Annotated in this window: 25 protein-coding genes; 9 read left to right on the top strand and 16 right to left on the bottom strand. The window is 36.2% G+C overall.

All coding sequences use genetic code 11. The features are described 5' to 3' along the window. Nucleotides 1-254: 254 nt before the first annotated feature. Nucleotides 255-719 carry a hypothetical protein gene (locus AAV97_RS04820; protein ID WP_046759959.1) on the bottom strand — a complete coding sequence of 155 codons (465 nt, stop codon included), beginning with the start codon at nt 717-719 and terminating at the stop codon, nt 255-257. A gap of 400 nt (nt 720-1119) precedes the next feature. Here AAV97_RS04820 and AAV97_RS04825 point away from each other — a divergent pair, with 400 nt between their 5' ends. After that, nucleotides 1120-1563 carry a BLUF domain-containing protein gene (locus tag AAV97_RS04825; RefSeq protein WP_004830862.1) on the top strand — a complete coding sequence of 148 codons (444 nt, stop codon included), beginning with the start codon at nt 1120-1122 and terminating at the stop codon, nt 1561-1563. A 63-nt stretch (nt 1564-1626) separates the two neighbouring features. Here AAV97_RS04825 and AAV97_RS04830 read toward each other — a convergent pair whose 3' ends face one another. Next, nucleotides 1627-1908 (bottom strand): hypothetical protein, encoded by a 282-nt coding sequence (locus tag AAV97_RS04830; RefSeq protein ID WP_046759960.1) that lies wholly within the window; start codon nt 1906-1908, stop codon nt 1627-1629. A 235-nt stretch (nt 1909-2143) separates the two neighbouring features. Between AAV97_RS04830 and AAV97_RS21180 the strand changes: the two genes are divergently transcribed. Continuing rightward, nucleotides 2144-2290, top strand: coding sequence for a hypothetical protein (locus AAV97_RS21180; protein WP_004830864.1), 147 nt, complete (start codon nt 2144-2146; stop codon nt 2288-2290). 123 nt (nt 2291-2413) lie between these two features. Here the strand turns inward: AAV97_RS21180 and fumC are convergent, their stop codons facing one another. Next, a complete protein-coding gene (gene fumC / locus AAV97_RS04835) occupies nt 2414-3808 on the bottom strand; it encodes a class II fumarate hydratase (protein ID WP_046759961.1) in 1395 nt (464 codons plus the stop codon). A gap of 162 nt (nt 3809-3970) precedes the next feature. Beyond that, nucleotides 3971-4975, bottom strand: coding sequence for an NAD-dependent epimerase/dehydratase family protein (locus tag AAV97_RS04840; protein ID WP_005028938.1), 1005 nt, complete (start codon nt 4973-4975; stop codon nt 3971-3973). Nucleotides 4976-5451: 476 nt separating this feature from the next. Between AAV97_RS04840 and AAV97_RS04845 the strand changes: the two genes are divergently transcribed. The 3 genes from AAV97_RS04845 to AAV97_RS04855 all read left to right on the top strand — a co-directional run bounded on the left by AAV97_RS04845 (nt 5452) and on the right by AAV97_RS04855 (nt 8098). Then, entirely contained in the window at nt 5452-6096 is a 645-nt protein-coding gene (locus AAV97_RS04845) for an SOS response-associated peptidase (RefSeq protein WP_046759962.1), read from the top strand. Between the two features lie 92 nt (nt 6097-6188). Further along, nucleotides 6189-6806, top strand: coding sequence for a LexA family protein (locus AAV97_RS04850; RefSeq protein ID WP_046759963.1), 618 nt, complete (start codon nt 6189-6191; stop codon nt 6804-6806). Then, nucleotides 6803-8098: a Y-family DNA polymerase gene (locus AAV97_RS04855; protein WP_046759964.1), complete on the top strand. Its 1296-nt coding sequence runs from the start codon at nt 6803-6805 to the stop codon at nt 8096-8098. Before AAV97_RS04850 ends, AAV97_RS04855 begins: the two co-directional genes overlap by 4 nt. A gap of 65 nt (nt 8099-8163) precedes the next feature. Here the strand turns inward: AAV97_RS04855 and AAV97_RS04860 are convergent, their stop codons facing one another. After that, nucleotides 8164-8694 carry a hypothetical protein gene (locus AAV97_RS04860; RefSeq protein WP_046759965.1) on the bottom strand — a complete coding sequence of 177 codons (531 nt, stop codon included), beginning with the start codon at nt 8692-8694 and terminating at the stop codon, nt 8164-8166. A gap of 610 nt (nt 8695-9304) precedes the next feature. Here AAV97_RS04860 and AAV97_RS04865 point away from each other — a divergent pair. The 3 genes from AAV97_RS04865 (at nt 9305) to AAV97_RS04875 (ending at nt 11090) form a co-directional block, all read left to right on the top strand. Further along, nucleotides 9305-9544: a DUF2171 domain-containing protein gene (locus AAV97_RS04865; protein WP_046759966.1), complete on the top strand. Its 240-nt coding sequence runs from the start codon at nt 9305-9307 to the stop codon at nt 9542-9544. A gap of 480 nt (nt 9545-10024) precedes the next feature. Beyond that, complete coding sequence (locus AAV97_RS04870) at nt 10025-10468, top strand: BLUF domain-containing protein (RefSeq protein WP_046759967.1); 444 nt, start codon at nt 10025-10027, stop codon at nt 10466-10468. A 211-nt stretch (nt 10469-10679) separates the two neighbouring features. Continuing rightward, nucleotides 10680-11090, top strand: a complete 411-nt coding sequence (locus AAV97_RS04875) for a hypothetical protein (RefSeq protein ID WP_046759968.1) — start codon at nt 10680-10682, stop codon at nt 11088-11090. Here the strand turns inward: AAV97_RS04875 and AAV97_RS04880 are convergent. After that, complete coding sequence (locus AAV97_RS04880) at nt 11087-11431, bottom strand: hypothetical protein (RefSeq protein WP_155769246.1); 345 nt, start codon at nt 11429-11431, stop codon at nt 11087-11089. The two genes, AAV97_RS04875 and AAV97_RS04880, sit on opposite strands and share 4 nt — an antisense overlap. Before the next feature lie 351 nt (nt 11432-11782). On the opposite strand from AAV97_RS04880, the gene AAV97_RS04885 reads away from it, so the two are divergent. Then, nucleotides 11783-12262 carry a hypothetical protein gene (locus tag AAV97_RS04885; protein ID WP_005028955.1) on the top strand — a complete coding sequence of 160 codons (480 nt, stop codon included), beginning with the start codon at nt 11783-11785 and terminating at the stop codon, nt 12260-12262. A 130-nt stretch (nt 12263-12392) separates the two neighbouring features. On the opposite strand, the gene AAV97_RS04890 is transcribed toward AAV97_RS04885, so the two are convergent. The 10 genes from AAV97_RS04890 to AAV97_RS04935 form a co-directional block, all read right to left on the bottom strand. Beyond that, nucleotides 12393-13184, bottom strand: a complete 792-nt coding sequence (locus tag AAV97_RS04890; RefSeq protein WP_046759970.1) for a TIGR02594 family protein — start codon at nt 13182-13184, stop codon at nt 12393-12395. After that, nucleotides 13181-13552: a hypothetical protein gene (locus AAV97_RS04895; RefSeq protein WP_004831593.1), complete on the bottom strand. Its 372-nt coding sequence runs from the start codon at nt 13550-13552 to the stop codon at nt 13181-13183. Before AAV97_RS04895 ends, AAV97_RS04890 begins: the two co-directional genes overlap by 4 nt. A gap of 44 nt (nt 13553-13596) precedes the next feature. Then, nucleotides 13597-14136 (bottom strand): DUF4376 domain-containing protein, encoded by a 540-nt coding sequence (locus AAV97_RS04900; RefSeq protein ID WP_004831594.1) that lies wholly within the window; start codon nt 14134-14136, stop codon nt 13597-13599. After that, a complete protein-coding gene (locus AAV97_RS04905; protein WP_046759971.1) occupies nt 14133-19832 on the bottom strand; it encodes a phage tail protein in 5700 nt (1899 codons plus the stop codon). Before AAV97_RS04905 ends, AAV97_RS04900 begins: the two co-directional genes overlap by 4 nt. Before the next feature lie 53 nt (nt 19833-19885). Continuing rightward, entirely contained in the window at nt 19886-20515 is a 630-nt protein-coding gene (locus tag AAV97_RS04910) for a tail assembly protein (RefSeq protein WP_004831596.1), read from the bottom strand. Further along, a complete protein-coding gene (locus AAV97_RS04915) occupies nt 20508-21251 on the bottom strand; it encodes a C40 family peptidase (protein ID WP_046759972.1) in 744 nt (247 codons plus the stop codon). The genes AAV97_RS04910 and AAV97_RS04915 overlap by 8 nt, the downstream gene beginning before the upstream one ends. A gap of 2 nt (nt 21252-21253) precedes the next feature. Continuing rightward, complete coding sequence (locus AAV97_RS04920) at nt 21254-22012, bottom strand: phage minor tail protein L (protein WP_416202212.1); 759 nt, start codon at nt 22010-22012, stop codon at nt 21254-21256. Continuing rightward, complete coding sequence (locus tag AAV97_RS04925; protein WP_046759974.1) at nt 21999-22331, bottom strand: hypothetical protein; 333 nt, start codon at nt 22329-22331, stop codon at nt 21999-22001. Before AAV97_RS04925 ends, AAV97_RS04920 begins: the two co-directional genes overlap by 14 nt. A 57-nt stretch (nt 22332-22388) precedes the next feature. Continuing rightward, entirely contained in the window at nt 22389-22733 is a 345-nt protein-coding gene (locus tag AAV97_RS04930) for a phage tail protein (RefSeq protein WP_046759975.1), read from the bottom strand. 81 nt (nt 22734-22814) lie between these two features. Continuing rightward, entirely contained in the window at nt 22815-23270 is a 456-nt protein-coding gene (locus AAV97_RS04935; protein ID WP_046759976.1) for a hypothetical protein, read from the bottom strand. Between the last annotated feature and the right edge of the window lie 31 nt (nt 23271-23301).

Genomic DNA, 23301 nt, shown 5'->3' on the forward strand with positions numbered 1-23301 from the left:
GATCAGATCTGAACTAATACAGATAAATCAGTCATTAAATGAGAATGAACAATGTGATTAGATCTATGATGAAAAAAAGCTGAATTAACCAATCGAGTATTCAGTCCATTCATCATCAGTACAAATTAAACCAAGCAGTTTTTGATTTGATCGTTTTAATATATCAAACTAATGCTTAAATCATAAAATCTCATGGATGCTAAATCGCTAAATAAATCGCTGTGATCAAATTACTCACATTAAATATCACAATCTTACAAACACTCCCTATAATTTATTGTAAATCTTTTTAAAAAATCACCATCGGCATTGTTGAGTTGATAAATAAAATTGCCACGTGTCGTTTTTTTAAAAACTTCTGACTCAAGTAAGTCATCTTTTTTACACATATTTTGCTTAATCAAACGCTGATATTTTTGTTCATCAAATTTTTTTGTTAAATCTTCTGTAGACTTAATATCTTTCATATCAGATTCAATCCACAATCCATCGCTAATCAACATAATTCGAGAAACAACAAAGTCACGTTCTGATTGATCCGTGGCAATGTTCTTAAAATTGTGATTAATTGCTTTGACCAACATGTTGTAAACATTGAGATCAATGATATTAAATTGCTCATCGACTGCCCCACTTTGCAAAAAAGGTTGGTCTAATGGGCTTTGAGCATTTAATTCAGCACTTATTGATAGGCTGAGTAAGAAAAATAAATAACGCATTGTTTGTTCTCATTATTTAAGTCGTTGTTTAAACCATTATTCTATTCATATAGAGTTCATCTATAGAATATTTATAACACATGCTAAAGACATGATGAATCTATTTGTATCAAACTGCCATCATGAATTTTGGCTCAGTCTTAGCCCACTATTCCAACTAATTTACTGCGTTTTTTTTATTAAAGAACATCTGTATAGTGTCCCTGACCATTGAAGAGAGTGGTCAACACGACAATAAAGAAAGTGGATACTGACCTGCAGGAAGCAGGTCTATTTTTTCCATTTACAAGAAAATTAACATTAATTTCATCTGAAAACTCCTTGATATTTACATAAAAATATATGATTAAGCGTGTTTTGTGTAACAATCAAAGCTCCCTCCTTAAAAAGAGAATCAAAGATGGAGTCTGTTCGACTTTTATATGTTAGTAAAATTGCTAGAGTAGATTCAGGTTTAAAGCAAAATTTAATCAATATCTTAGACGAAGCAATTGATTTTAATTATCGTAATGGAGTTACTGGTGTGCTCTATTATGGACATGGATATTTCGTCCAATGTTTAGAGGGAAATAAAAACATCATTGATGATTTATTTTATAATCGAATTGTCAAAGATGAACGGCATATCAATTGTGAAATCTTATATTATGCAGAAAATCAGACATGCTTATTTTCACAATGGACGATGAAATTTTCCCCAATCAATAAAAAGATTTCAGAATTTTTTATGCAGTATCATTTAGAAGCGTTCAATCCTTACTTACTCACTGACGAAACAACAGAAAAATTTATATCTATTTTGGCTTGTGAACCTGAATATCATGTCAACGAGTTTGTTGCATAAGCCTCCTTTGTAACAGAACCACCACATGATTTTTAATCATAGAGGTGGTTTTTCAGACTGAACTTAAATTGTTTTCTTTTGATCTATTCGAAGTTGCCGCTGTCTTTCCTCTTCATTAATTCGTTCAAGACGCTTTGCCCAATATTGGAAGGCATATTGATATTTGGCAAAAAAAGCAAAAAACATAAAGGTTAAAGCAGGTTTTAAAACAATTTGTTCTGCTTCACCCGTTACCCTGTCATAAATACTTTGACCTAGAGATAAAAAAGTTAGAACCATAAACATAAAAAAGCTTAATTTTAAAAAATTATCGAAACTTTTTCCTTTAAACATTTTATCAAACATAATTAAGAATACATCTCATTATCATATAAATTATAAGTATAAAATATTTAAGGACTTTTACAAGCTCTATAGATGTACGGCGTAGGATTTCTCAAAATTTTCTTTAAATTTAACTTGCTACGTAAAGTTTCATATACTTACGTGCCTCACGCTTCAACTACATTTTTTCACACAACAAATAGAATAATGCTTCATGATAAAAAATAAGCACTTAATTAATTTGAGGTTAATGAATATGTCAATCGATAACAATCATTCTCCAACTGAAGAAAGAATTGAGAAAGCACAAGAAAAGCGTCGTATTCCGAAATATATTTTATTTATAGTTGCATTATTTTTAATCGCAATTATTGTCTATATGCTCTCTACATGGCGAGGTTAAGCGGATAAGCATTGTTTTTAAATTTCTAAACGAGCAACTCAACATAGTCATACGCTATTCAACATTGATATTTATTGTATAAAAAAGGGCTAAAAATTTTTAGCCCTTTTTTAAATTTTTCAGCTACTTAACGTTTGGATGTACCATTTTTTCAGGTTGAACCACTTCGTCAAATTGTTCTGGAGTGACAAAGCCTAGCTCTACAGCGACTTCTTTTAAGGTTTTATCTTCTTTATAAGCAGTTTTCGCTACTTTTGCTGCATTTTCATAACCTATTACAGGATTCAGTGCAGTCACCAACATCAACGAGTTATGTAAAAAATAATCAATTTTTTCACGATTTGGTTCAATGCCTACTGCACAATGCTCATCAAAACTATTACAAGCATCACCAAGCAACTGCACAGATTGAACAAGATTATATGCAATAACAGGCATATACACATTTAACTCAAAATTACCTGCCGCACCTGCCAAATTGATCGTTGTATCATTCCCCATCACTTGTGCAACCACCATCGTCATTGCTTCACACTGCGTAGGATTCACTTTGCCTGGCATGATACTTGAGCCTGGTTCATTTTCAGGAATACGCAGCTCACCTAAACCACAACGAGGACCACTCGCCAACCAGCGGATATCATTGGCAATTTTATTAAGACTCGCAGCTAAAGTTTTTAAAGCGCCTGACGCGAATACAGCTGCATCACGCCCTGCAAGTGCTTCAAACTTATTGGGGTTGGTAATAAATGGAAGACCAGTTAATTTAGCTAATTCTTCAGCAGCTTTTTCGGCATAGTCAGGATGAGCATTTAAACCTGTTCCCACGGCAGTACCACCTAAAGGCAACTCATACAACCAAATCAAAGCTTGCTGTAAGCGCTTTAGTCCATGATCCAGTTGCGACACATAACCACTGAACTCCTGTCCAAGTGTCAGTGGTGTAGCATCTTGTAAGTGTGTACGACCAATCTTGACAATATCATTAAATTCTTCAGATTTACGATGTAATGTGTCACGTAAACGTTTGACTGCTGGAATGAGTAATTCATTGATTTGTAATGCAGCAGCCACGTGGATCGCTGTTGGAAATGAATCATTGGTAGATTGGGCACGATTGACATGATCGTTAGGATGAACAGGTTTTTGTGAACCTAAAGGATTACCGAGTTTTTGATTGGCAATATTGGCAATCACCTCATTACAGTTCATATTGCTTTGTGTACCAGAACCCGTTTGCCAAACCACTAAAGGAAATTGACTATCCCAATTTCCAGCAATCACTTCGTCAGCTGCTTCTACGATATATTGGGATAATTCTTGCGGAATTTGATTGAGGCTCGCATTGGTAATCGCTGCAGCTTTTTTAACAAGTCCCATTGCTTTAATCATAGGACGAGGCATATGTTCGGTGCCGATCTTAAAGTTTTCTACACTGCGTTGAGTTTGTGCTCCCCACATCGCCTCACTAGGAACTTCAACTTCACCCATTGTGTCGTGCTCAATACGTGTCTGCATTTTCAACCTCTTAATCGTCCGAATTTAATTTTCAAGTGACAGCTTATAATGTGATCATCTTTATGCAATGAATACAAGCCATTACCCCAGCGAAATCCTATGCTAAACAAATAGGCAATCAATGTAAATGATAATTATTTACAACTATGCATTTTCTACACATCAACAATTATTCAAGGTATTTTGGTAAAAACGCCATTCATCTTGAATCATTTGTTTAAGTGAGCGCTTTGCCTCCCACTTTAAAACATCTAACGCTTTATGGCTATTCGAAGCCACTTGATCAAGTTCATGTATTTGGTAAACCGCATCAATTTGATGAATTTGCTGTGCAGTTACATCCTCGATCGTATTGATTAAATCTTGAATCGAACTTACAGTCCCTGAAATATCAAAACTTTCACAGACATTGTTCTGCTCTTGTAGCCAATAGATACTGGACTGGATCGCATCACAAACATCAAGTACATGTACAAAACTACGCTCAGTGGTTTTATCTTGGGTATTGGCGTGACGGTGAACTTCAATCAAATCTCGCTGTTGTGCAGCGACCTGCAATGCTAATGGCACAATATTTTTCGGTAGTGGAGTAACAAACTCCCCCAATACACCATGTTCAAAAGCACCAACCACGTTGGATACCCTAAGCGTTGCAATTTTCCATTCCTGATCCGTTCTAAAGGTGTCCTTGATGATTTCTTCAATCATCTGTTGAGATTTAATATAAGGATTCGGATAAGAATAATTAAAAGCAATTTCTTCGTTTAAATCTAAACTCGATTGTGCATAAACCATAAGGCTAGAAAGATGAACCAGACTTCTGACCCCTGTGCGTTGCATTGCTCGCAATAAACTCATAATACAACTGACATTGTCATTATAATATTCAAGAGGTTTCAGATTAGATTCTTCAATGGATTTGAACCCTGCACAATGTACAACGGTATCTATTGAATATTGTTCAAATACTTTATTTAGTGCAGGAGTATTACGAATATCAATTTTGACAAATGGGATATACATTCCTGTAATAAATTCTAAACGCTCTAAACACTGCAGATTTGCATTGGCTAGATTATCAACAATGACGACCTCTTGCCTTTGAGCTAGCAAACTTAAAACTACATGCGAGCCTATAAAGCCTAAACCACCAGTCACTAAAATCATTGTATAGATACTCCTTTTAAAAATCAATTACTTGCATAATTTCGGTGTTTATTTGGTGCGTTCATTAATTCATCCACTAGCCAGAAAAACTAAAACCAACTTAAATATCCTTAACTTATTAACCTATATGATCATTAATTTAATCTTACCGCCTTACAAATATAGTGTGTGTTGCAGTTCAGTTATGGTTGGAAATATAAAATCCACATTTCATCCACTTTTATAAAAAATACCTTATTATTGGAAAAATAGCCCTAGATCAATACTTTTATTTTTGTAATAGTTCGCCCTTTAGATTAAATAAAAAAACAAATAAAAACAAAAGTTTATTAAATTTTAATAAGTTTAGTAAAACTTGATATCAAGTTTGACCAAAATAATATTTTGCAAATTAAACAAATCCCCAGTGAATTCTATAGATATAAGAGATATTGTATTTATACATAGCATTCCGTTTTTCATATCGAGAATAAAAAATGTGCTCTAACTATGAAATTCCTAAACGAAGTGCCCTCACCCGACTTGATGTCGAGGTTGGTCCGTTAGATTTGGAATTAAAACCGCATGTTTACCCGGGGCATCATGCACCAATTATCATGAAAGGTTTTGATTTGGATTTCGGTAAGTTTGGGCTTTTGCCTGCTTGGGCTAAAGATTTTAAATTCAGTTCTTATACTTATAACGCAAGAAGTGAAACTGTAGCCGAAAAGCCAAGTTTTCGACGCGCATGGAAGTACAGTAAATTTTGCTTGGTCCCTGTTCAAGAATTTTATGAGCCAAAATATATAGACGGAAAAGCTCATTGGTACACAATCAAACGTGAAGATGATCAACCTTTTACTGTCGCAGCAATCTATGACGATGCCATAATCAAAGACTCAAAAGTCAGATCGTTTTCGATGCTTACGATCAATGCAGATTATCACCCATTCATGAAGCAGTTTCACGCTCCGACAGATGAAAAGCGTTCAATCATTGTCATCCCAGAAAAATATCGCAGAGATTGGCTTAATGCAGATCATGAACATGCACACGAATATTTCTTTGAGCTTACAGACGAATATGTGACATTTTCACGTGACCATTCATCGGATGAGGCAAAACAAAGTGATCTATTTTAAATCGGCTATGATTATCCACAGCTTTTAAATTTGAAATTTTAAAACATACAAACTAAAATCTTGATTGTGTAACGTAATCAAGTGGTGTTTCTATGAATATTAAATTAGATGATAGCTCATCAAAAGCTAAGTTGTTAAAGCTAAATGAAGCAAGTCTAGCCCACTTGAAGAACTCTAAAGTTATTGATATCAGGGAACATTCTCTTAAACATAAATGTATATCTGAAATATCTAGAATTTCCTCGTTTCAAGCAATCACAAAGTATTCTATTCCACTTGTTTTGAACAAGATTGCTGCTGGTTTCCCCTCTCCTGCAGAAGATTACATCGATAAAACTGTCGATATGAATGACCTACTTATTTCCAATAAAGAAGCGACTTTCATTGTCCAGGTTGAATCTCTTTCAATGAAAGATGTGGGAATTGATATCAATGATTATTTGATAGTTGACAGAAGTATTCGCTCACAACATTATGATGTTGTCGTTGCATTCATTGATAATGAATTTACTGTTAAAAGAATGATGATTACCCAACGAATGTCTCATCAAGAATTGTTTGATATTTTTCAGAAGCAATATGATTTTAAAGATTTACCATCAGTTTGGTTAAAACCTGAAAACACTGAGTACCAACCTATTCTACCCCGCTCAGAACAAGAATTAGTAATTTGGGGCGTTGTCACAAAAGTTATTAAGAACTTCAAATGAAACATGAAGAAAAGATATTTGCACTTATTGATATCAATAATTGCTATGTATCGTGTGAACGTTTCTTTAACCCCAAGCTAAACAATGTCCCTGTCATAGTTTTATCAAATAATGATGGGTGTGCAGTTGCTCGAAGTAATGAAGCAAAAGCAATGGGAATTAAAATGGGTGTTCCATTATTCCAGATTAAAGATGTCGTTCAAAAAAATCATGTTCAAGTACTTTCAAGCAATTACGCAATATATGCTGAAATGTCGCGTCGATTTCACTCAATCTTAGCTGGTTATGTTGCTCCACACGAACAAGAAATCTATTCAATTGATGAATGTTTTCTCGATCTCACAAGCTTTAAGAATAACTATGATCTTGTGGAGTATTGCCAGGGAATGCGCTCTCGCATTCAGGAATGGATTGGCTTACCAGTCTCAATTGGAATTGGCCGCAGTAAAACCGAGGCTAAAATCGGCAACCATATGGCTAAGAAAGGTAAACGCTTTAATGGAGTGTGCGATCTAGCAACTATGAACCCAAGGCACCGTGACTATTTTTGGTCACTGGTTGATGTGGGCGAAGTTTGGGGCGTGGGCAGAAAGCAGAACAAGAAACTTAATGAAATGGGGATTAAAACTGTTTTAGATCTATCGAAAGCTAATCCACCCATAATGGGGAAAATGTTCACTGTCTGCATGCAAAGAACTGTACTTGAGCTTCAAGGCATCTCATGTATGCCAATTGATGACCAGCCAAAACCGAAACAGCAAATTGTGGCCAGTCGTTCTTTTGGTGTGAAAATCACTGAGCTGCAAGACTTAAAAGAAGCAATGTCGAAGTATGTGCAAGACGCTGTTGGGCGCTTGAGAAAAGAAAAACTTTTATGTGGTGTGATCACGGCTTTTGTTCAATCTAATCCTTTTGATGCTTCTGTGCCGTATTACAGCAAAGCTCAAACATACAAATTTGCAGAACCTACTGATTGTGTTTTAGATCTGGTTGAAGTCGCTTACTTGTTATTAGAGAAAATTTATAAGCCTGGCATCAAGTATAAGAAATGTGGTGTTTTTTATTCAGAGTTAATTCTGAAATCAAATCATATCCCCGACCTTCTTTCAGATCATCAAACTAGAATTACGAATGAAAGCTTAATGAAAGCTTATGAAGAAATACAAACAAAGTTTGGCAAAACCAAAATTTCAGTTGGTCCATGCTATTTTAAAGATAGAAAATGGTCTATGAGTCGAGATATGCTTTCAAAAAACTATTTTACAAAAAACGGATTAATTAAAGTTAAGTAGCATTAAAAAATTTATTTAAATTTATTAGCAAAAAATAGCCCTTATAGGGCTATTTTTGTTCATGGTTATCGAGTTACTCTATCCCAAGCATCTTTAACCGCATGTTTTGCTTCTTCCCATTTCAAACGAGACTCTCTTTTGGTTTTTTCCCATTGAAGTTTTAAATCCGCTTCGACTTCTTCAAACTTTGTTTCATAAGGGTAATTGCTTCTAGAGATGTACCCTAATTGATATGCATCACGATAATCACGATCGTAGTCAACATGATCATATAAGTTAATTGTATCTTTGTAGTAAGGTCGAGTGTTGTAAGTTTCGCGCCAATAAACGTCTTCATCTGTTGGATTTACAGCTTCAGAAATGCTTTTTCCAGCTAATCCTCCAACAACTGCGCCTACTACTCCACCGACTGCAGCACCTACCGGTCCACCAACAGCTCCAATAGCTGCTCCACTAACCGCACCACCAGTTGCTCCTACACCAGTACCAACCGGGTGTGCACCTGGTTCACCAGAAATAGGATCGGCATTTAATTGCTTACGTTGCTCTTTAGTCATATTCTGAACAACTTCATTATCAATATTAGAATTTGACATGTTTAATCCTCTATTTTGTTAAAGTTTTTAAATCCAACTAACTCATTCAACGAAGATAATCGTAGAGTAAATATTTATTATAAATATTAATATTTGTTATATTCTTAAGATAGGTTTGTTTAAAATAATAGTTCTATGAAAAATTAAAAATTATTAAAACCCTTATATCCATTGATTGACAACAATTATCTAAAAAATTCATAAATAATATAAAATTACAATACAACAAATTTAAACATCATTCTTCATCAATCAAATACAAATAACAATAAAACATGCACTTAAAGTGACAACTACTAACAATTAGATATAAATTACACAAAAATTGAGTAATAATTTAATTATCATTAAAACATTTAAATTAGATCTACCTCACAAATAAAGCAGAAAAATTATTTAAGAAAAAATATTTATCGAGAACAAATTCACATTAAAAACAATTTCAATATACAAATCCATATTAACACTTATTTAATTCTTACAAATTAAAAAATCTTTTAATCTTACATTCTTAACCTAATACAACTTAAACATTGAAAATAATTACATCATTCATTCTATTTGTCTCATAGACTGACATCTCAACTTAAACAATAAACAGGCAAACATTATGACTAACGTTAATGCAAATGATATTAAAGAACATGCTTCAGTGATTGCTTCATGTGGTACAGAGATCGGAAAAGTTGATCATCTTGAAGGACAAGATTCGATCAAATTGACTCGTAGTGATGATGAACATAATGAGCATCACTTAATTCCATTAAGTTGGGTAAGTGAAATTAAAGACGGTAATGTCATTTTGAATAAAAATTCGGAAGAAGCAAGAAATGAATGGCAAACATTATAGGTTTCAACTTAGGTAATTTGCTATTTCAGAAATGCCAATCATTTTGATTGGCATTTTTTTCATCTATTTATCAGTATGTTACTGATTTTCCATCAATTGGTTTTAATTGTAATTACTTTTTATGTTTTACAATCTGAGAATTCAAAGATTGACTGTAAAGATAACAATTTAGGGTATGATCATGACTTTCGTATTCGTATCATTCAAAGCACTCACTTCTGACAAAGGCATTATGTCCCAATTAGGATAGATGATTGTAGCAATACAATGATTAGCATATAACCCAACCATTTCGCTGCGTTTTTAATCAAATTTAAACGGGATATACTAAATTTGACCATTGGAGAGAGTGGTCAATTACAATAAAGAAATACAAGATTTGCCTATATCCTACAGGCTTTTTTTTTAATAATTTTAGTCATATACAAATTCTTAAATTGCCTGTATAAAGAAATTTCTTTATTTAAGCTGAGCTTCCTAATGGAATCTGTAAGACTGTTATATGTCAGTAAGTTAGTTAATCAAGATTCCAACCTAAAAAATATTTTAATGAGTATTCTTAACGAGGCAATTGATTTCAATTACAAACATGACATAAAAGGTGTTTTGTATTATGGTCATGGCTACTTTGTTCAATGCTTGGAAGGTAAAAAATCGGCTATTGATAACTTGTTCTACAATAAGATTTTGAAAGATAGTCGTCATTTGAATTGTGAAATTCTTTATTATATTAATTGTGATATTAACTTTTTTAGTCAGTGGACCATGAAGTTTTTACCTGTTAATAAGAAAATTACAGAATTTTTTATGACTAATCATTTAGATGAATTTAATCCATATCTCTTGACTGCTGAAACTACTGTAGATTTTGTTTCGTTGTTAGCTGGTGAACCTGAAATAGATGTAAATGAGTATTCAGAATAATTTTTGATCTGTATTAGCCCTCACCCTATAGCCTTTTTTTAATAAGCCCTCAATCAATACACTACATTCATTGTATTTTGCAACAGTATCAATGATCCATAGTGTGATTTCTTTGCCCTGCCCTGACTCAAGTTTTAAGAGTTTGGGGCAAGGTTCCATTAAATTAGATTTTTGTATATTCTAAATAGTTGAGTAATTACAAGGAAACAACATGAGTCTCTATGATCCATTTTCAAGAATGAATTTAAATGAGAATGAACATTTCATAGTGGTAAATTGCTTAATTCATATGCTTGATGAAAAATCCATACATATAGATGATTTTGAGAGATTTATAATGAATGATGGTATAGCTGGTGATATTGATTGGGGAATTGAAAAATGGAATATATATTCCGAACAAGATCATGGAATAAAAGACAGATTTGATGGTTATCTATTTTTTATAGGGGCTGATGAACATGGTGACATTAGAAAAGGTGAGTTACAAATAATATTAACTATTGAAGAAATCAAGCCCTATATTGAAGATATTGTGGGCTGGTATAAAAATATTCCGAACAGCAATGTGGATGCCTTTGTAAAAATAGCTCAAAAGAATGGTTTTTATGATCAATTTTAAGTAGATTTAAAAAAAATATCTAAGCCTAACGTTGATTCCCTAAAGGGATCAAAGAGAATTTTTTCATTGCACTCAACAGCTTTTTCTAAAAATTTTATTATTTTTGAAATTTCATTTACGGAAACTGGATAAATTTCGATTAGCCTCTTAAACTCATTGATTAATTGATTTAGCTGTCTGTCACTAAATAAATCGTAGTCTACATAAGAAAGTTCAGAAATAAGTGGGAGTGTTTCTTCATCAGAAATTGAAACTAAAATATCTGCAAAATTTTTTGGAATCTGATAGGCGGATAGAGACTGTTGACCGTCTTTAACTGGATTAATTGTCCAAATATGAATTAAATACATAGTTAGAATTTTGCCTATAGCTTTTAATTTTCATGCTTTTATATCAATATTTTATTTTGTATACAACATAATGATGATTATGCAAATTTACCCTCACTTAGAGGGCCACGCCTCACTCAATCTTTCTGCATCAGCTGCGTGTCCATCAGTTGATAGTGCTTTAGCTTAACTTCTCCCTTTCTTTAGGAATCATAAAAACGCGGGGAGGAAATTCCTTAAAATCATGATTTTTCAACTTATCAATACAATATTCCACATAGTAGCCTAGTCTCATTAGGAAGGTTAGAATACAAAAAAGGATTAAAAATTTCCTTAGAGCCTTATAAAAGTTTGAGTGAGTTCATGTTTGATATCAATGATGATTTAAGAAAAATTGAAAATACTAATTTTTTTTCTAAAATGGGAATTAACAATATCGATGATGATAGAGTTATTTTAATAGAAAATTTAGGTAAAGCTTTTTTAAGTCATTCAGACGAGGACTTTCAGGGAAAATATAACAAACTTAGATGGTTACCATCAAGTATTTCCCAAGAAGACCCATTTTACAAAAAACAAAAGAATACCTCAGAATTATTGAACTTGAGAAAATGTATTAATAAGAAAATTTTAAATGCAACAAGAGACATGAATAAGGAGTTGTTCATAATACCTCCACATGATTTTAGTCTTGCAGCTCGTGATTCAATTTGTTTCTGTTTCAGACAGTTAATGACTGAAAGATATTTACAATTAGGTCAAAAATGGGAGTTTATTGCTGAGTTATATTATTTAGGCCATTATCCTATTGGATATATTGACAATAAAATTGTAGCTATTTAAGCCTTATTCTTTATAAATCCATCACAAAGGCAAACTTGAATAAGCATAAAAACAATGAATTATATAATTTTAGAACTTTGGCCATGTGTGGTATGAGGTTTGGCCAAAGTAATATTTTGCAAATAATGCTTTAGGCTTCAGTCACTTTGGTAGAAGTTACCCCACTCAACACTGGCAACTTATACCGCGACTCGGCTGGTCTATTGGTTTTACCATACCAGCGGAATTCCTGAAAATCTGACTCATTATATAGTGCATAACAAACCATATTTGATTGATTGCCGCCAATACAAACCAGCTTACCAGTTTTGATATCTCGACCAGCAACAAAGCATACATGACCACCACCGCTACGAGTTTTAATCGCTACGCAACCATAAGCAGGTTTTAATAGTTTAGAGCCATAATTGACATAATCTAATGCACGGTACCAGTGCTTTGGATATGCAATACCTGCAGTCTTCAGACACCAAGCCACAAAAGTACCACACCAAGGTGTTTCATCTTCTTGCCACCAAGCACCAAGCGATTTTAGCCATTTTAGGATTGTTGGGTTATGAGCTGTTTTGCTTGTGTTTTCTTTTAAGCCTAAATGCTTCTTGGCTTCAATCATCCAAGCTAAATCATTTGTAATGGATACTGATCCCGAGATCAGTGTATTGACACCTGTTAAATTCAACTGTGGTTCATGCAACTCAGGCTGTTTTTTCAAACGTGCTAAAATCATAGCAACACCAACAAAAGCGCCGACGTATTCTTTCCAATTTTCAGGAATTGAGTTTTTAATTTCCTGAGGAATCAGATTCCAAATCATTAAAAAGTGCTCAGAGAACAAGCTTAAGGCAAAAAAAATGGCGCTTAATGCGCCGATCTGTACTGATTTAAGTTTGTATGACTGTTTCCAGTTATCGATTAATTTCATTTAAATATTGCTCCGAATGCTTCTTTAATTTCTGTGATAATTTCATTGAATGATTTGCCTTTAAGAAGCTGTACGGATTGATAAGCAATACCAATACATAGCATTCCAAAAATTGCAAAAATCAACATCACAAAACCTTGTGCCATATGTGTGTAATGAGTTAAGTCATAGTATTCAATGAAAGCTGAGCCACCATACAAACTGATAGCTACGCTAAAAGTGAACTTCATAATGACACCCATCGTGATTTTGATGCGACCTTGAGTATCTATATCTCCACTTAAAGTAAGTGCAAAAATAGCCCCAATAACGGCTGCAACAATTTTAAAAAGCCATGGTAGACCTTTGATAGAAATTGGATCGTTCAATGTAATTCCTCTAATTTTTGGCAATAAAAAAGCACCCGAAGGTGCTAAAACTGAATTGAATTTATTTGCTCAATATTTTCTGACTCATAAATAAGTTGTCGAGCTATTCGACTTCTTTCATGACAGTTTAAAATATGCTGAGCAAGGGCAAGTCTTAATCCTTTCAATTGTTCTGCATTGAGTAAAACAATTGAATTATCTTTTAAAGTCCACTCCACCTCTACGCCAAGATCACTTGCAGTGATAATTCGTGACTGCGAAATAATATCAGAATCAAAAATATGCCCTAAAAATGAGAAACCGCCATATTCGGCGGTTTCTCTTTCTTCTTTGATCTCAGACCATTTCTGATCCTTAATTAGATCTAATGAACGAGGATCAATCCACTGTTTTAAATCATAATCGAATACATGATAAATTGATGGCTGATCGGGGATAAATGCCCACCATCCACGATAATACATATTCGATTGTGGAGGATCAGAAACAGCCAAACAACCAAGTGGCTTATTTAATGCAATTGTTTCTTCATTCGCATAAATCAATTGTAGCAATTCGCCTCTTCTTGAGATAATTGCTGTCATTTTTTTAGCTCCAGGACTGATAATGTTGCTGTTAAGACAGATGCATTACCTGTATTCCAAGGTCGAATCATGAGTCCAGCATCTGCTATTGTGGTTGACCATCCCACCCTAATTGAATACTGAGCATTTCCAGTATATGCATCATCGATGATTGTAGGTAATTGAACAGCGCCATTAAATATTGCAACATCGTTAGTAATTTCACTTGAAGCCGCAACTCTTCCAATAAAAATTGGTGAGCCATTTCTGTATAAAACAACACCACAATACATAGTTTTTGGGGCATTGCTCACGGTAGATCCATTTGATCTCCAAGCTGATGCACACACGTTGTCAATATACACATAGCCACTGATTTGGCATTTCCCTCCACTTCTGTTCAGAGACAAAGATATAATGTCTCCAAAATAGTTTGATGTATCCAGGATTACTGCATCGCCTCCAGTAAATACCGTCGCACTTCTTTGAGAACTTCTTTGGATTGGGGAAACAAGTTTGATCCCCACTGGCACTGTTACTGCATTGTCTTTGATCTTAAGTGTACTTACAGCCAAATCATCGATATTTGCCTCTTTGACTTTGATTGTGCCTAAATTGGCACTGATCGCACTCAAACTTTCAGCATGAATCTTACTTGCAGAAATATAACCAATGTTAGCGTTATCAAGATAAAGTCCAGCTGGAACAACGGTCCCATTCGGTAATGTCACCGGTCCTGCTTGGTAATTAAAAGCATACTTTGCTTCATTACCTACCGATGCCGGTGCCGCTATTGCAAACTGATCAGCACGAATAATAAACAGACTCTTTCCTGAACCCTCGTTAATCAACCCAATACCAGCAACATAACCATTCACATCTGTTTTCACAGTGTATTGAGCTTTGATACCGTTAATAGACTGCAACGATTGTTGAACTAATGCAGTGTTCTCATAACTATTTGGTTGCCATTGTAGAGGAGGTTTTGAGACATCATCTTCATACAAACAAGCCCAATAAACCTTTGCAAAGGAATTATTTTGGTCAGGTTGCCAACCTGTGATGTAGAAGTTAATTGCACCACCAGTACCTGTATCAAACGATGTCTGGACAAACTTAACTACAATGACCTGTCTACCAAAAGAAGAATTGGTATTCCAAAGATTTTGATTACCATGCACATAAGCTGAAAATGAACTACCACTGCCACCTGTTGTAAACTCAGCTTCAAACACTAATGTGTATGTTTTACCATATACAAGAGATTTGGACATCGCCCTGCTCCAAAAGGGGTATGGGTTTTGTCCTGCAGGTTTATCAGCGGTAATCTTGGAATCTGTGAGCACATTAATTGATGCGTTGCCAACAGTTGTACCGACCTGTGTAATAGCTTGGGAGTTTGCTTCAACTTTTCCATTGATTTGAGTCACTGTGGCTTCCAGATTATTGGTTGCCGTAGCTGTCGCATTCAACTTGTTGTTGATAGAAACTGGAACCATACTGGCATCATAACCTTGAGGCTCAATATACTCATCTCCCTCCCATCGACCTTGAATCACAATCTTTGGTGTACCCGTATATTGATTACAAGTTAATTCATACCAAGTACCACCACGTAACAGCACATATTCCAGACTTGAGTGAGTCAGTTGCCCTAACCACATCGCTGGTGATTGGTTGCTCTGTGTCCAGAGATAACTGAAATTTACAACTTGTCTTTCAATATCTTGTGCGCCCCAACCAGATGCTCTTGCTTTCCAATGTAATGAAAGAGCAAAAGTACCACCGCCATGACTTGACCAAGGAGCAGCGAATTTTCCAAGTGGCATCTCGAATGCCAACTCCCCAATACCATTACCCATCAAAGGAATTAAGACCGGGTAATACAAGTTAGGATCAAGGCTTGAAAGGTCTAATGGGAATTTTCTCCCATTTAATGCCAAATCTGCTTTAGCCTCTACTTGTGTCAAAGCCTGCCCTTGAGAAGAAATTGTATTGCCTTGTTGCTCAACAGTGGTCTTCAATGAATTAAGAGCATTGGCATCTGCCTTGCCCTCGATTGCACTTTTAAGTCCTGTAACAGCAGAAGCATTCGCTTTGATCTCATCGTCATGCCTAGTTGTAGTCGCATCCAACTTGTTTACAGCTGTTGCTGAAGCGAAATCTTGTTCAGATAAGCTCCAATCAGATGGAATGTTGCCTTTCTCTATAACAGGTCTTCGAAAGTGATATGTACCACCCATGTGGCCTACTCCGAAATGGAAAGCAAACCCACCTTTAACGTATTTACGTGTATGGTAGTACCTTTGCCAAACGCCAACTTTTTGCACTTGACCTTTAGCCAATGTCAGATTCATGTACGTCATAGAATCTTTCCAATACAACTGCGGTGCGTATGGGAAACTTCCATCTTCATACATCATCTCTACAGAAAAAATACAGTCATCATCAGCATTCAACCTATTATCAACTTGAGAAGCCTGTGCCCATAAAAACCCTGTAACCCAATTATTGTTAGGTGATTGAGCTTTGATTGTAAATACTCTCAGATCAGCACTGTATCCAGTCTCGATATTTTCTGCATGAGCGACACCACCAGACCAGAACTCAGAATCTACCAACAAGTTCTTAGCACCTACAGAAATATTATCAAGATTAGCTTTTACACTAGTAATCGCCTGACCTTGTGATTTAACATTGCCATCGATGGTCTCTACTTTAGAGTCAAGTGCTGTTAATGCAGAAGCATCAGCCTTACCCTCAAGACTATTTTGCAAACCAGAAATAATACTGCTTTGAGAATTAACCTGATCACCAATAACCAATACATCATTTTTTAGATTCTGTACCACCGATGCATCAGCTTTACCTTCAATCACCGAGTCTAAAGAGATCAACTTAGAAGTGTTTGCTTCAGTCTCTGTAGCAATCGTGTTTACACGAGTTTGAACATTTGACAACGTTCCATCTATAGATGCTTTGTAGTTGTCCAATGTTTCAGTCTGTGACCTATCAGCATCTTTACTGCGTGTGACTTCCTGAGTTAAACCTTCGTTAAGCGCTTTGATCTCGTCTCTACGTTCTGCTGTTTCAGTTGCAAGCGCATTTGTTAATATCTGTGCTTGAGAATGAGCAGCCGTTGCAATTTTATTGACTTCTACAACTAGATCTCTTGCTTCAGAACCGATTTCAATACGACTGATCAAATCTTGATTTAGCTGACTATCTGTAATCTGACCATCAAGTAATTCAAGTACATCTTTGGCATCAGACGTAGTGGTACCGTTTGTCCAGTCAGACCAGTCTCCGATATTACCAATTCGATCAATCAAACGTGCTCGATAGAATTGAGTCAGATTGGGCTGTAATCCTTGGATGACTGCAGTTGTGGTTGGATAAGCAAAAGAACCTAAAGTCGCAATGTTGGATGTACTATCTGGTGAGACTTGGATCTCTACATAAGCCGTATCCAAAGCATTTGCTGGATAACTCCAATCTAGTTTCATACCAAATAAAATGCCAGTTGCCTGGATAAACGCCACTTTTGGTGGTTTGCCTTGCTTCCCTGTTAATTCAGTTAAAATTGAATAGGTGGGTAAAGATGAAATATCAAAAGCACTCATCGCAATAACTCGCGCTTCATATTTACCAGCGTAGATACCGGCTATCTCTGCCGAGTTATTTCCAGTTAAAGGTAGTTTTAGCCAGGTACCATTATCTTTACGCCATTCAACTTGATACTTGGTTGCACCTTTGGCTTGTGGCCAGCTGATGACCATAGTTTCAACAGACATTCCTTGCTGAACCATTTGTTCACTGGAAATGCTGACTGATTCAACAGGATCTTGAGTTGTAGGGTTAATAATTGAAATTGGGCGATCATCTATATACGCACCATGATCAATGGCATCAAACTTAGACTCATTGTGCTGAATTGCCGTAATGGTAAATTGGTGCTGTTCATCTTGAGAAATTGATACGACACGAAACTTCATTGTCGCTAGATCTTGTGCATCAATCACCCACACATTTTGTGGAGCAACAGAATCGAATGCTGATACAACAGTAACGACCCGAGCAGTAATACTCGATACAACTCTTGCCTGTGCCTTGCCATCCTCACCATTAACAATTAGACGGTCACCAACTCGGCATACAACATCATCACGATCTAAGGTGATTTGCTTTAAATCAGCACTGACTGATGAAATACGCCCACCATTTGCACGACCAGCCAACAACTCATCAGCGAGTTCAATCACTTTTCCAGGTAATGGAATATAGCCATCCAACCCCACTTTAAAGGTGACTGTTCGAGTTTCAAGTTGTTCAGTTTTTAAAGCCCATTGACCAGTACGTTGTGCTTGACCTTCTGATGTACAGCCCCATGCCTCTAGCTCTAATAAACGAACGGTTCTCGCCTCTGCAATTGACTTTTCATCACGTACAAAAACATATTCTGTCTTATAGCGATTTTGCGGATTATCCCAAGCAACCTTGACTGCATTATGCCGATCACGAGCACGTGTACCTGTGTAATTAATCCCCATAGCACCATCAATAATATTGGCGGATGTATAGGTGAACATCGTATCTTGTGGCAAATCAGCTTCACATACGATCGATGCACCATCCCAATAACTGATTGCACGAAATAAACCTGCAAGTTTGCTTAAAATATCGAAAGCAGATTCAGCACTTTGAATGTATACATTACAAGTGAAACGAGGCTCTTGCCCACCTTTGCCATCTGGTACCAACTGATCACAATATTGAGCCAAGCGATACAATGACCATTTATCAATCATTTGCTCGGTTAAACGGTTACCCAGTGCATATCGCTTATTGGTACATAAATCATAGTAAATCCAAGCAGGATTATTGCTGTATGTACGCTTAAATAGACCGTCCCAAATTCCGATGTAAGTTCGGCTTACAGGATCATAGTTGCTTGGTACCTTGATCTTTACACCCTTTAAATCAACAGCAATTTTGGCAATATTCGAGAACGTTTCAGCATCATATTGCACGCCAATCAAGGCAGTATTTGGGTAAGCAAGCTTAAGATCGACAACCTCAGTAATGGCTTGAATATACATCTTATCGCTGACATATTCTGAGCTTGAATTTGGTGTTTTCCGAGTAACACGAATCAGCCAATTGTTATTAGCTTCTGGAAGCCCAATTCGATGGGTACGTTCATAATTTGCTGAAGTTTTACCTGACATCTGAGTATCAAGCATTAACTCCCACGATCCGCCATCGGTTTGTACTTCAATGGTGTAATCAATCACAATACCCGAGACATCACCATTTTTAGGATCTTGTTGTTTTAAAGCACCAAATCTAACACGTACAATCACAGCATCAAGTGTAAGATTAGTCACACCTTTCACCCAAGGCGTATCACTTTTAAGTTCAACACCCACAGCAGTTTCAGATGCAATACTTTCAAAGCCTTCCATATAAGTTTGGTCATTGGTCCCTGATCGAAAATCTAGAGTGACATCTTGAAAGTTTCTTGCACCACTGTCGTTTTCAACAGGTGTGTCATCTAAATAGATAGACTTGTAGCCATTGGCTAAACCTTCAACTTCCCCTTCACTCATGCCATATTGTAAACGTGCATAAGTTTTAGATGCCGTTGTATCGTTAGCAACCTTAGGTTGTCTTTGGCTTTGACTACCACCTTTTGCACCTTTAACTGTTTCAAGCATACTTTTCACCACGCAATAAAAAAGCGCTTTACGCGCTTATATTCTTCTTAAAATTATTTCTTACCACCACTGCTGCCACCACCTGTATAACCAGCATCAGCAGAACTAAAGGTATCGACTGCAAACTGACCCGCATTTACAATGAATCCACCGACTTCGCGCTGACCATACAGAATTGGAACTGGATTACCTTGTGCAATTGTGGTCACAGCTCCACCAAAGCTTTTATTAGCCCTGTTTCCGTCTTGGTTTTGATCTTGTGCATCCGCTTTAGGAGTAAGCATTTGTGCAATTCCACCTACAACCATTCCTGCGCCTGCACCAATAACTGCAGTTCCCAATGCTGTTCCAGCACCAAAAGAAAATATGCCTGCAACAATCAACACAGCACCGAGCACAAGCTGTAAAACACCACCATTACCACCTGCTCCCATAACTTTCGGCACAATCTTGATAACTTTGGCACCAGTATCAAAATCGATCTGATCTTCACTGATGTTTTCATCATCTTGAAAAATGGCAAATGCCAAACCTTGTTCATGCGCATTCAGCATGAATTGTTCAAAGCCTGGTACTTGAACGGATAAGGCTTTGACTGCTTCACGGGTACTTTCAACAGCAAGCTTAAACTCCTTACCAAATTTCTTTCCCAGTACGCCATAGAGTCTGATCGTTTTAAGCATCTTTGTGCCTCACTATTTTCACAACACGTTCTTGCCATTGTTGCCCAAAGATTTCACGCACGGACTTTCGACCATAAGGATGATGTAGGATTAATGGTCCACCAAAGCAGCTCGTGCTTTCTTCTGATTTGAGTTGCCATTGATCGCCCAACCAGATCACAGCATGGTTCGGGTGTTCTGTACGTCCAACATTGCACACTAACATATCGCCATACTGCGGTTGGCTGACTTCATAAAATCCCGCTGCATCTAGGTTTTCTAGATAAAGCGATTTATGATCTCTATCATTCCACCAATTATCCAAACGCTCGAAATCAATGAGTTTGATATTTAACTCACGACAATAAAAATCACGAACAATTGAATAGCAGTCTTGGTACCCATGATGATAGTCACGACCAATGAGTGGTGCTTTATAACCACAGGGTTCATAGACTTGAAACTCAACTTCAGGATATGCACAAATCACCCATGGCTTTTCATGAAGTTCAATTTGTAATAAGTCTAAATCAGATGCGCGTGCTGTCGCATTTGGATGTGAATGTACATAGGCTTGAATCTCACCTTGATCTTCGGCATTCGCCAAGTCTTCATGGTGGATTTGAAATTGACCGTGTTCAGCGACATTACGGCATGGAATGTAGTCATTTGAAACAATAACCCCGCAAGATTCTGCGGGGTAACATTGTTTAGCATGAGATAGAATCGCTGTTTTGAGTTTTTTATTTAATTTCATCTTTACACCATTGAAGATGCAGGGAATCCACCAAAATGAAGCTCATTCTCACGACAACGGCAACCTGATGTTCGATAGTTACATCGATCTAAAACAGGATTGTCTGTCGATTCGTCTTTTTCGGTAAACATTGCTGCACCGATGTAGCCACATTCTTCACTTCGATATTCCCAGTTGCAGTAATTTGAAATTTGTCGTGTAGGAATCTTTAGCCCTTCAAAATCCACTGGATTAGAAAGTTCAAAGGTTACTTGCTGAGCATTTTCAGAAGTCTTTTGTTCAATGAACCAAACCTGCTCACGTTTCTCGCTTGAGTTCGCACTGGTATTCCCAGTACTAAAGTTTTCTGCATCCAGATATTTGGCTAAGGTGGTGATGACTTTGATCTTTGCACCTGCAAAGTCGCCAAACTGCAAACAATATGCAGTGACTGCACCTTGAATACCATTAATATTGTTAGCCATACTTAAAGTAGGCGCGGAAGCCTTACCATCACTTCGCATTTCTAAACCACTGACTTCCAGTGCCATGGGTTCAAATGTCTGACCATCAAAGATGATGTTACGATGCCAAACTTTTTTATCACCAGTATCAGTAACCATCGGACCATCAGAACCAATCGAGCTATAAATCTTTTCCCAATCTTGGAATGAAATATGTCCGTGGAAACGTAAAATGCCAGCACCTAAAGCGCTGGCATCTAATTCAAATAAGGTAATTAAACCATCTACATAAAGTTTCTGAAAATCACTGTTTAACATCGTCATTCACCACAATATCGAGGTTTAAACCCTCATCATCATAAATAGCCTGGATAGATTGGATTGAAATCCCTGAACGATTCTGCATAGAAACGATATAGGGAATCAGCCAACTGATAAATTGTGCTTCTTTTAATGAGATACGGCTTAAATCAGGCTCTTTATCCTTTTTTAAGCCGATTAATACATCATCTGTCGCCTTGTTATAATCAATCGATAGGTAATTTATTTTTGATCCAAACTCATAAGCAGATGCATCAATTTTAGCCATGAGTGCTGCAGTAAAACTTGCTTCGATTCGTGTAAATTGCTTTGACATTTTTAATGTTCCTTCAAGTAAAAAGCCCCAACGAGTGGGGCATGAAGTTAAGTGGATTTAGGGGTAAAAGACTTGGGTGAATGTGGTTGAGATTGTCCAGATCATTCCACCCACTTGACTAGGTGAATAGCTTGTATCTGTTTTAACTCTCACTTCGCCATCTAATGGAGAATTCCAGAGAAATGAATCAGCACCTTTATGTCGATCAAAAAAATCTTTGATTTGAAGAATCTCATCCTTTGATGATGTGCGTTTATATGCCCACTCACCCTTTCTATTGTTGATACCTACTGAGATATTTTGTTCGTAGCCATCACCAAATTTCGAATTCAGGATATTGAAGTTTTGTTTGCTTGAGTTCCCATCCAAATCACATGGGAATGTAAATTTTTCATAGCTCATAAATTGCGTCCAATAAAAAACCCACTCAGTTGAGTAGGTTTGATTAAGGTAAAGGTTCAATTTATACAGGATAAAATCCTATCAAGACTGTAAAACATATTTGGCGTTAAAGACTAAGCCAGGTAATACCATATCGGGCTTATCATTGAAGCAAACATATTTAACAACCATGCCCGATGGATTTACAACATTATATTGAGTACCTGATTTAGATACATACACCAATGAGCCATTATCAAGTTTTTGAAGACCTGTGTTTACCAAATGAGATGCTTGAGTAAAAGACTGTCTGACATTTCCTACAGCAACAAAATAATTACATCCCAACTTGAGAGAGGTTTCAGCTGCCTTTTTTACTGAGTATTCTCTCCTTAAATAAGGCGGTGTAGATTTATTAATTCTTGATGTAACTTCAAATACATTGTCATCAATGATCGTAGCTTTGACGCCCAAATTACCAGGTCCACTAGCTTCACGGTAAGAAGTAGCACACCCAGTAATTATTACAGCCAAAACAGCTAATAAAAATATACGCATATTATCAACTCTAATCTAAGGTTTTTAATTA

This window comes from Acinetobacter sp. Ag2 (assembly GCF_001005515.1).
Lineage (GTDB): Bacteria > Pseudomonadota > Gammaproteobacteria > Pseudomonadales > Moraxellaceae > Acinetobacter > Acinetobacter bereziniae.

Coding starts and splice junctions, on each gene's coding strand:
- AAV97_RS04905 (WP_046759971.1), bottom strand. CDS start 19,832: ATGCTTGAAACAGTTAAAGGTGCAAAAGGTGGTAGTCAAAGCCAAAGA.
- AAV97_RS04865 (WP_046759966.1), top strand. CDS start 9,305: ATGACTAACGTTAATGCAAATGATATTAAAGAACATGCTTCAGTGATT.
- AAV97_RS04910 (WP_004831596.1), bottom strand. CDS start 20,515: ATGCTTAAAACGATCAGACTCTATGGCGTACTGGGAAAGAAATTTGGT.
- AAV97_RS04875 (WP_046759968.1), top strand. CDS start 10,680: ATGAGTCTCTATGATCCATTTTCAAGAATGAATTTAAATGAGAATGAA.
- AAV97_RS04855 (WP_046759964.1), top strand. CDS start 6,803: ATGAAACATGAAGAAAAGATATTTGCACTTATTGATATCAATAATTGC.
- AAV97_RS04930 (WP_046759975.1), bottom strand. CDS start 22,733: ATGAGCTATGAAAAATTTACATTCCCATGTGATTTGGATGGGAACTCA.
- AAV97_RS04870 (WP_046759967.1), top strand. CDS start 10,025: ATGGAATCTGTAAGACTGTTATATGTCAGTAAGTTAGTTAATCAAGAT.
- AAV97_RS04890 (WP_046759970.1), bottom strand. CDS start 13,184: ATGAAATTAATCGATAACTGGAAACAGTCATACAAACTTAAATCAGTA.
- fumC (WP_046759961.1), bottom strand. CDS start 3,808: ATGCAGACACGTATTGAGCACGACACAATGGGTGAAGTTGAAGTTCCT.
- AAV97_RS04920 (WP_416202212.1), bottom strand. CDS start 22,012: ATGTTAAACAGTGATTTTCAGAAACTTTATGTAGATGGTTTAATTACC.
- AAV97_RS04830 (WP_046759960.1), bottom strand. CDS start 1,908: ATGTTTGATAAAATGTTTAAAGGAAAAAGTTTCGATAATTTTTTAAAA.
- AAV97_RS04900 (WP_004831594.1), bottom strand. CDS start 14,136: ATGACAGCAATTATCTCAAGAAGAGGCGAATTGCTACAATTGATTTAT.
- AAV97_RS04860 (WP_046759965.1), bottom strand. CDS start 8,694: ATGTCAAATTCTAATATTGATAATGAAGTTGTTCAGAATATGACTAAA.
- AAV97_RS04850 (WP_046759963.1), top strand. CDS start 6,189: ATGAATATTAAATTAGATGATAGCTCATCAAAAGCTAAGTTGTTAAAG.
- AAV97_RS04925 (WP_046759974.1), bottom strand. CDS start 22,331: ATGTCAAAGCAATTTACACGAATCGAAGCAAGTTTTACTGCAGCACTC.
- AAV97_RS04840 (WP_005028938.1), bottom strand. CDS start 4,975: ATGATTTTAGTGACTGGTGGTTTAGGCTTTATAGGCTCGCATGTAGTT.
- AAV97_RS04935 (WP_046759976.1), bottom strand. CDS start 23,270: ATGCGTATATTTTTATTAGCTGTTTTGGCTGTAATAATTACTGGGTGT.
- AAV97_RS04915 (WP_046759972.1), bottom strand. CDS start 21,251: ATGAAATTAAATAAAAAACTCAAAACAGCGATTCTATCTCATGCTAAA.
- AAV97_RS04885 (WP_005028955.1), top strand. CDS start 11,783: ATGTTTGATATCAATGATGATTTAAGAAAAATTGAAAATACTAATTTT.
- AAV97_RS21180 (WP_004830864.1), top strand. CDS start 2,144: ATGTCAATCGATAACAATCATTCTCCAACTGAAGAAAGAATTGAGAAA.
- AAV97_RS04820 (WP_046759959.1), bottom strand. CDS start 719: ATGCGTTATTTATTTTTCTTACTCAGCCTATCAATAAGTGCTGAATTA.
- AAV97_RS04825 (WP_004830862.1), top strand. CDS start 1,120: ATGGAGTCTGTTCGACTTTTATATGTTAGTAAAATTGCTAGAGTAGAT.
- AAV97_RS04845 (WP_046759962.1), top strand. CDS start 5,452: ATGTGCTCTAACTATGAAATTCCTAAACGAAGTGCCCTCACCCGACTT.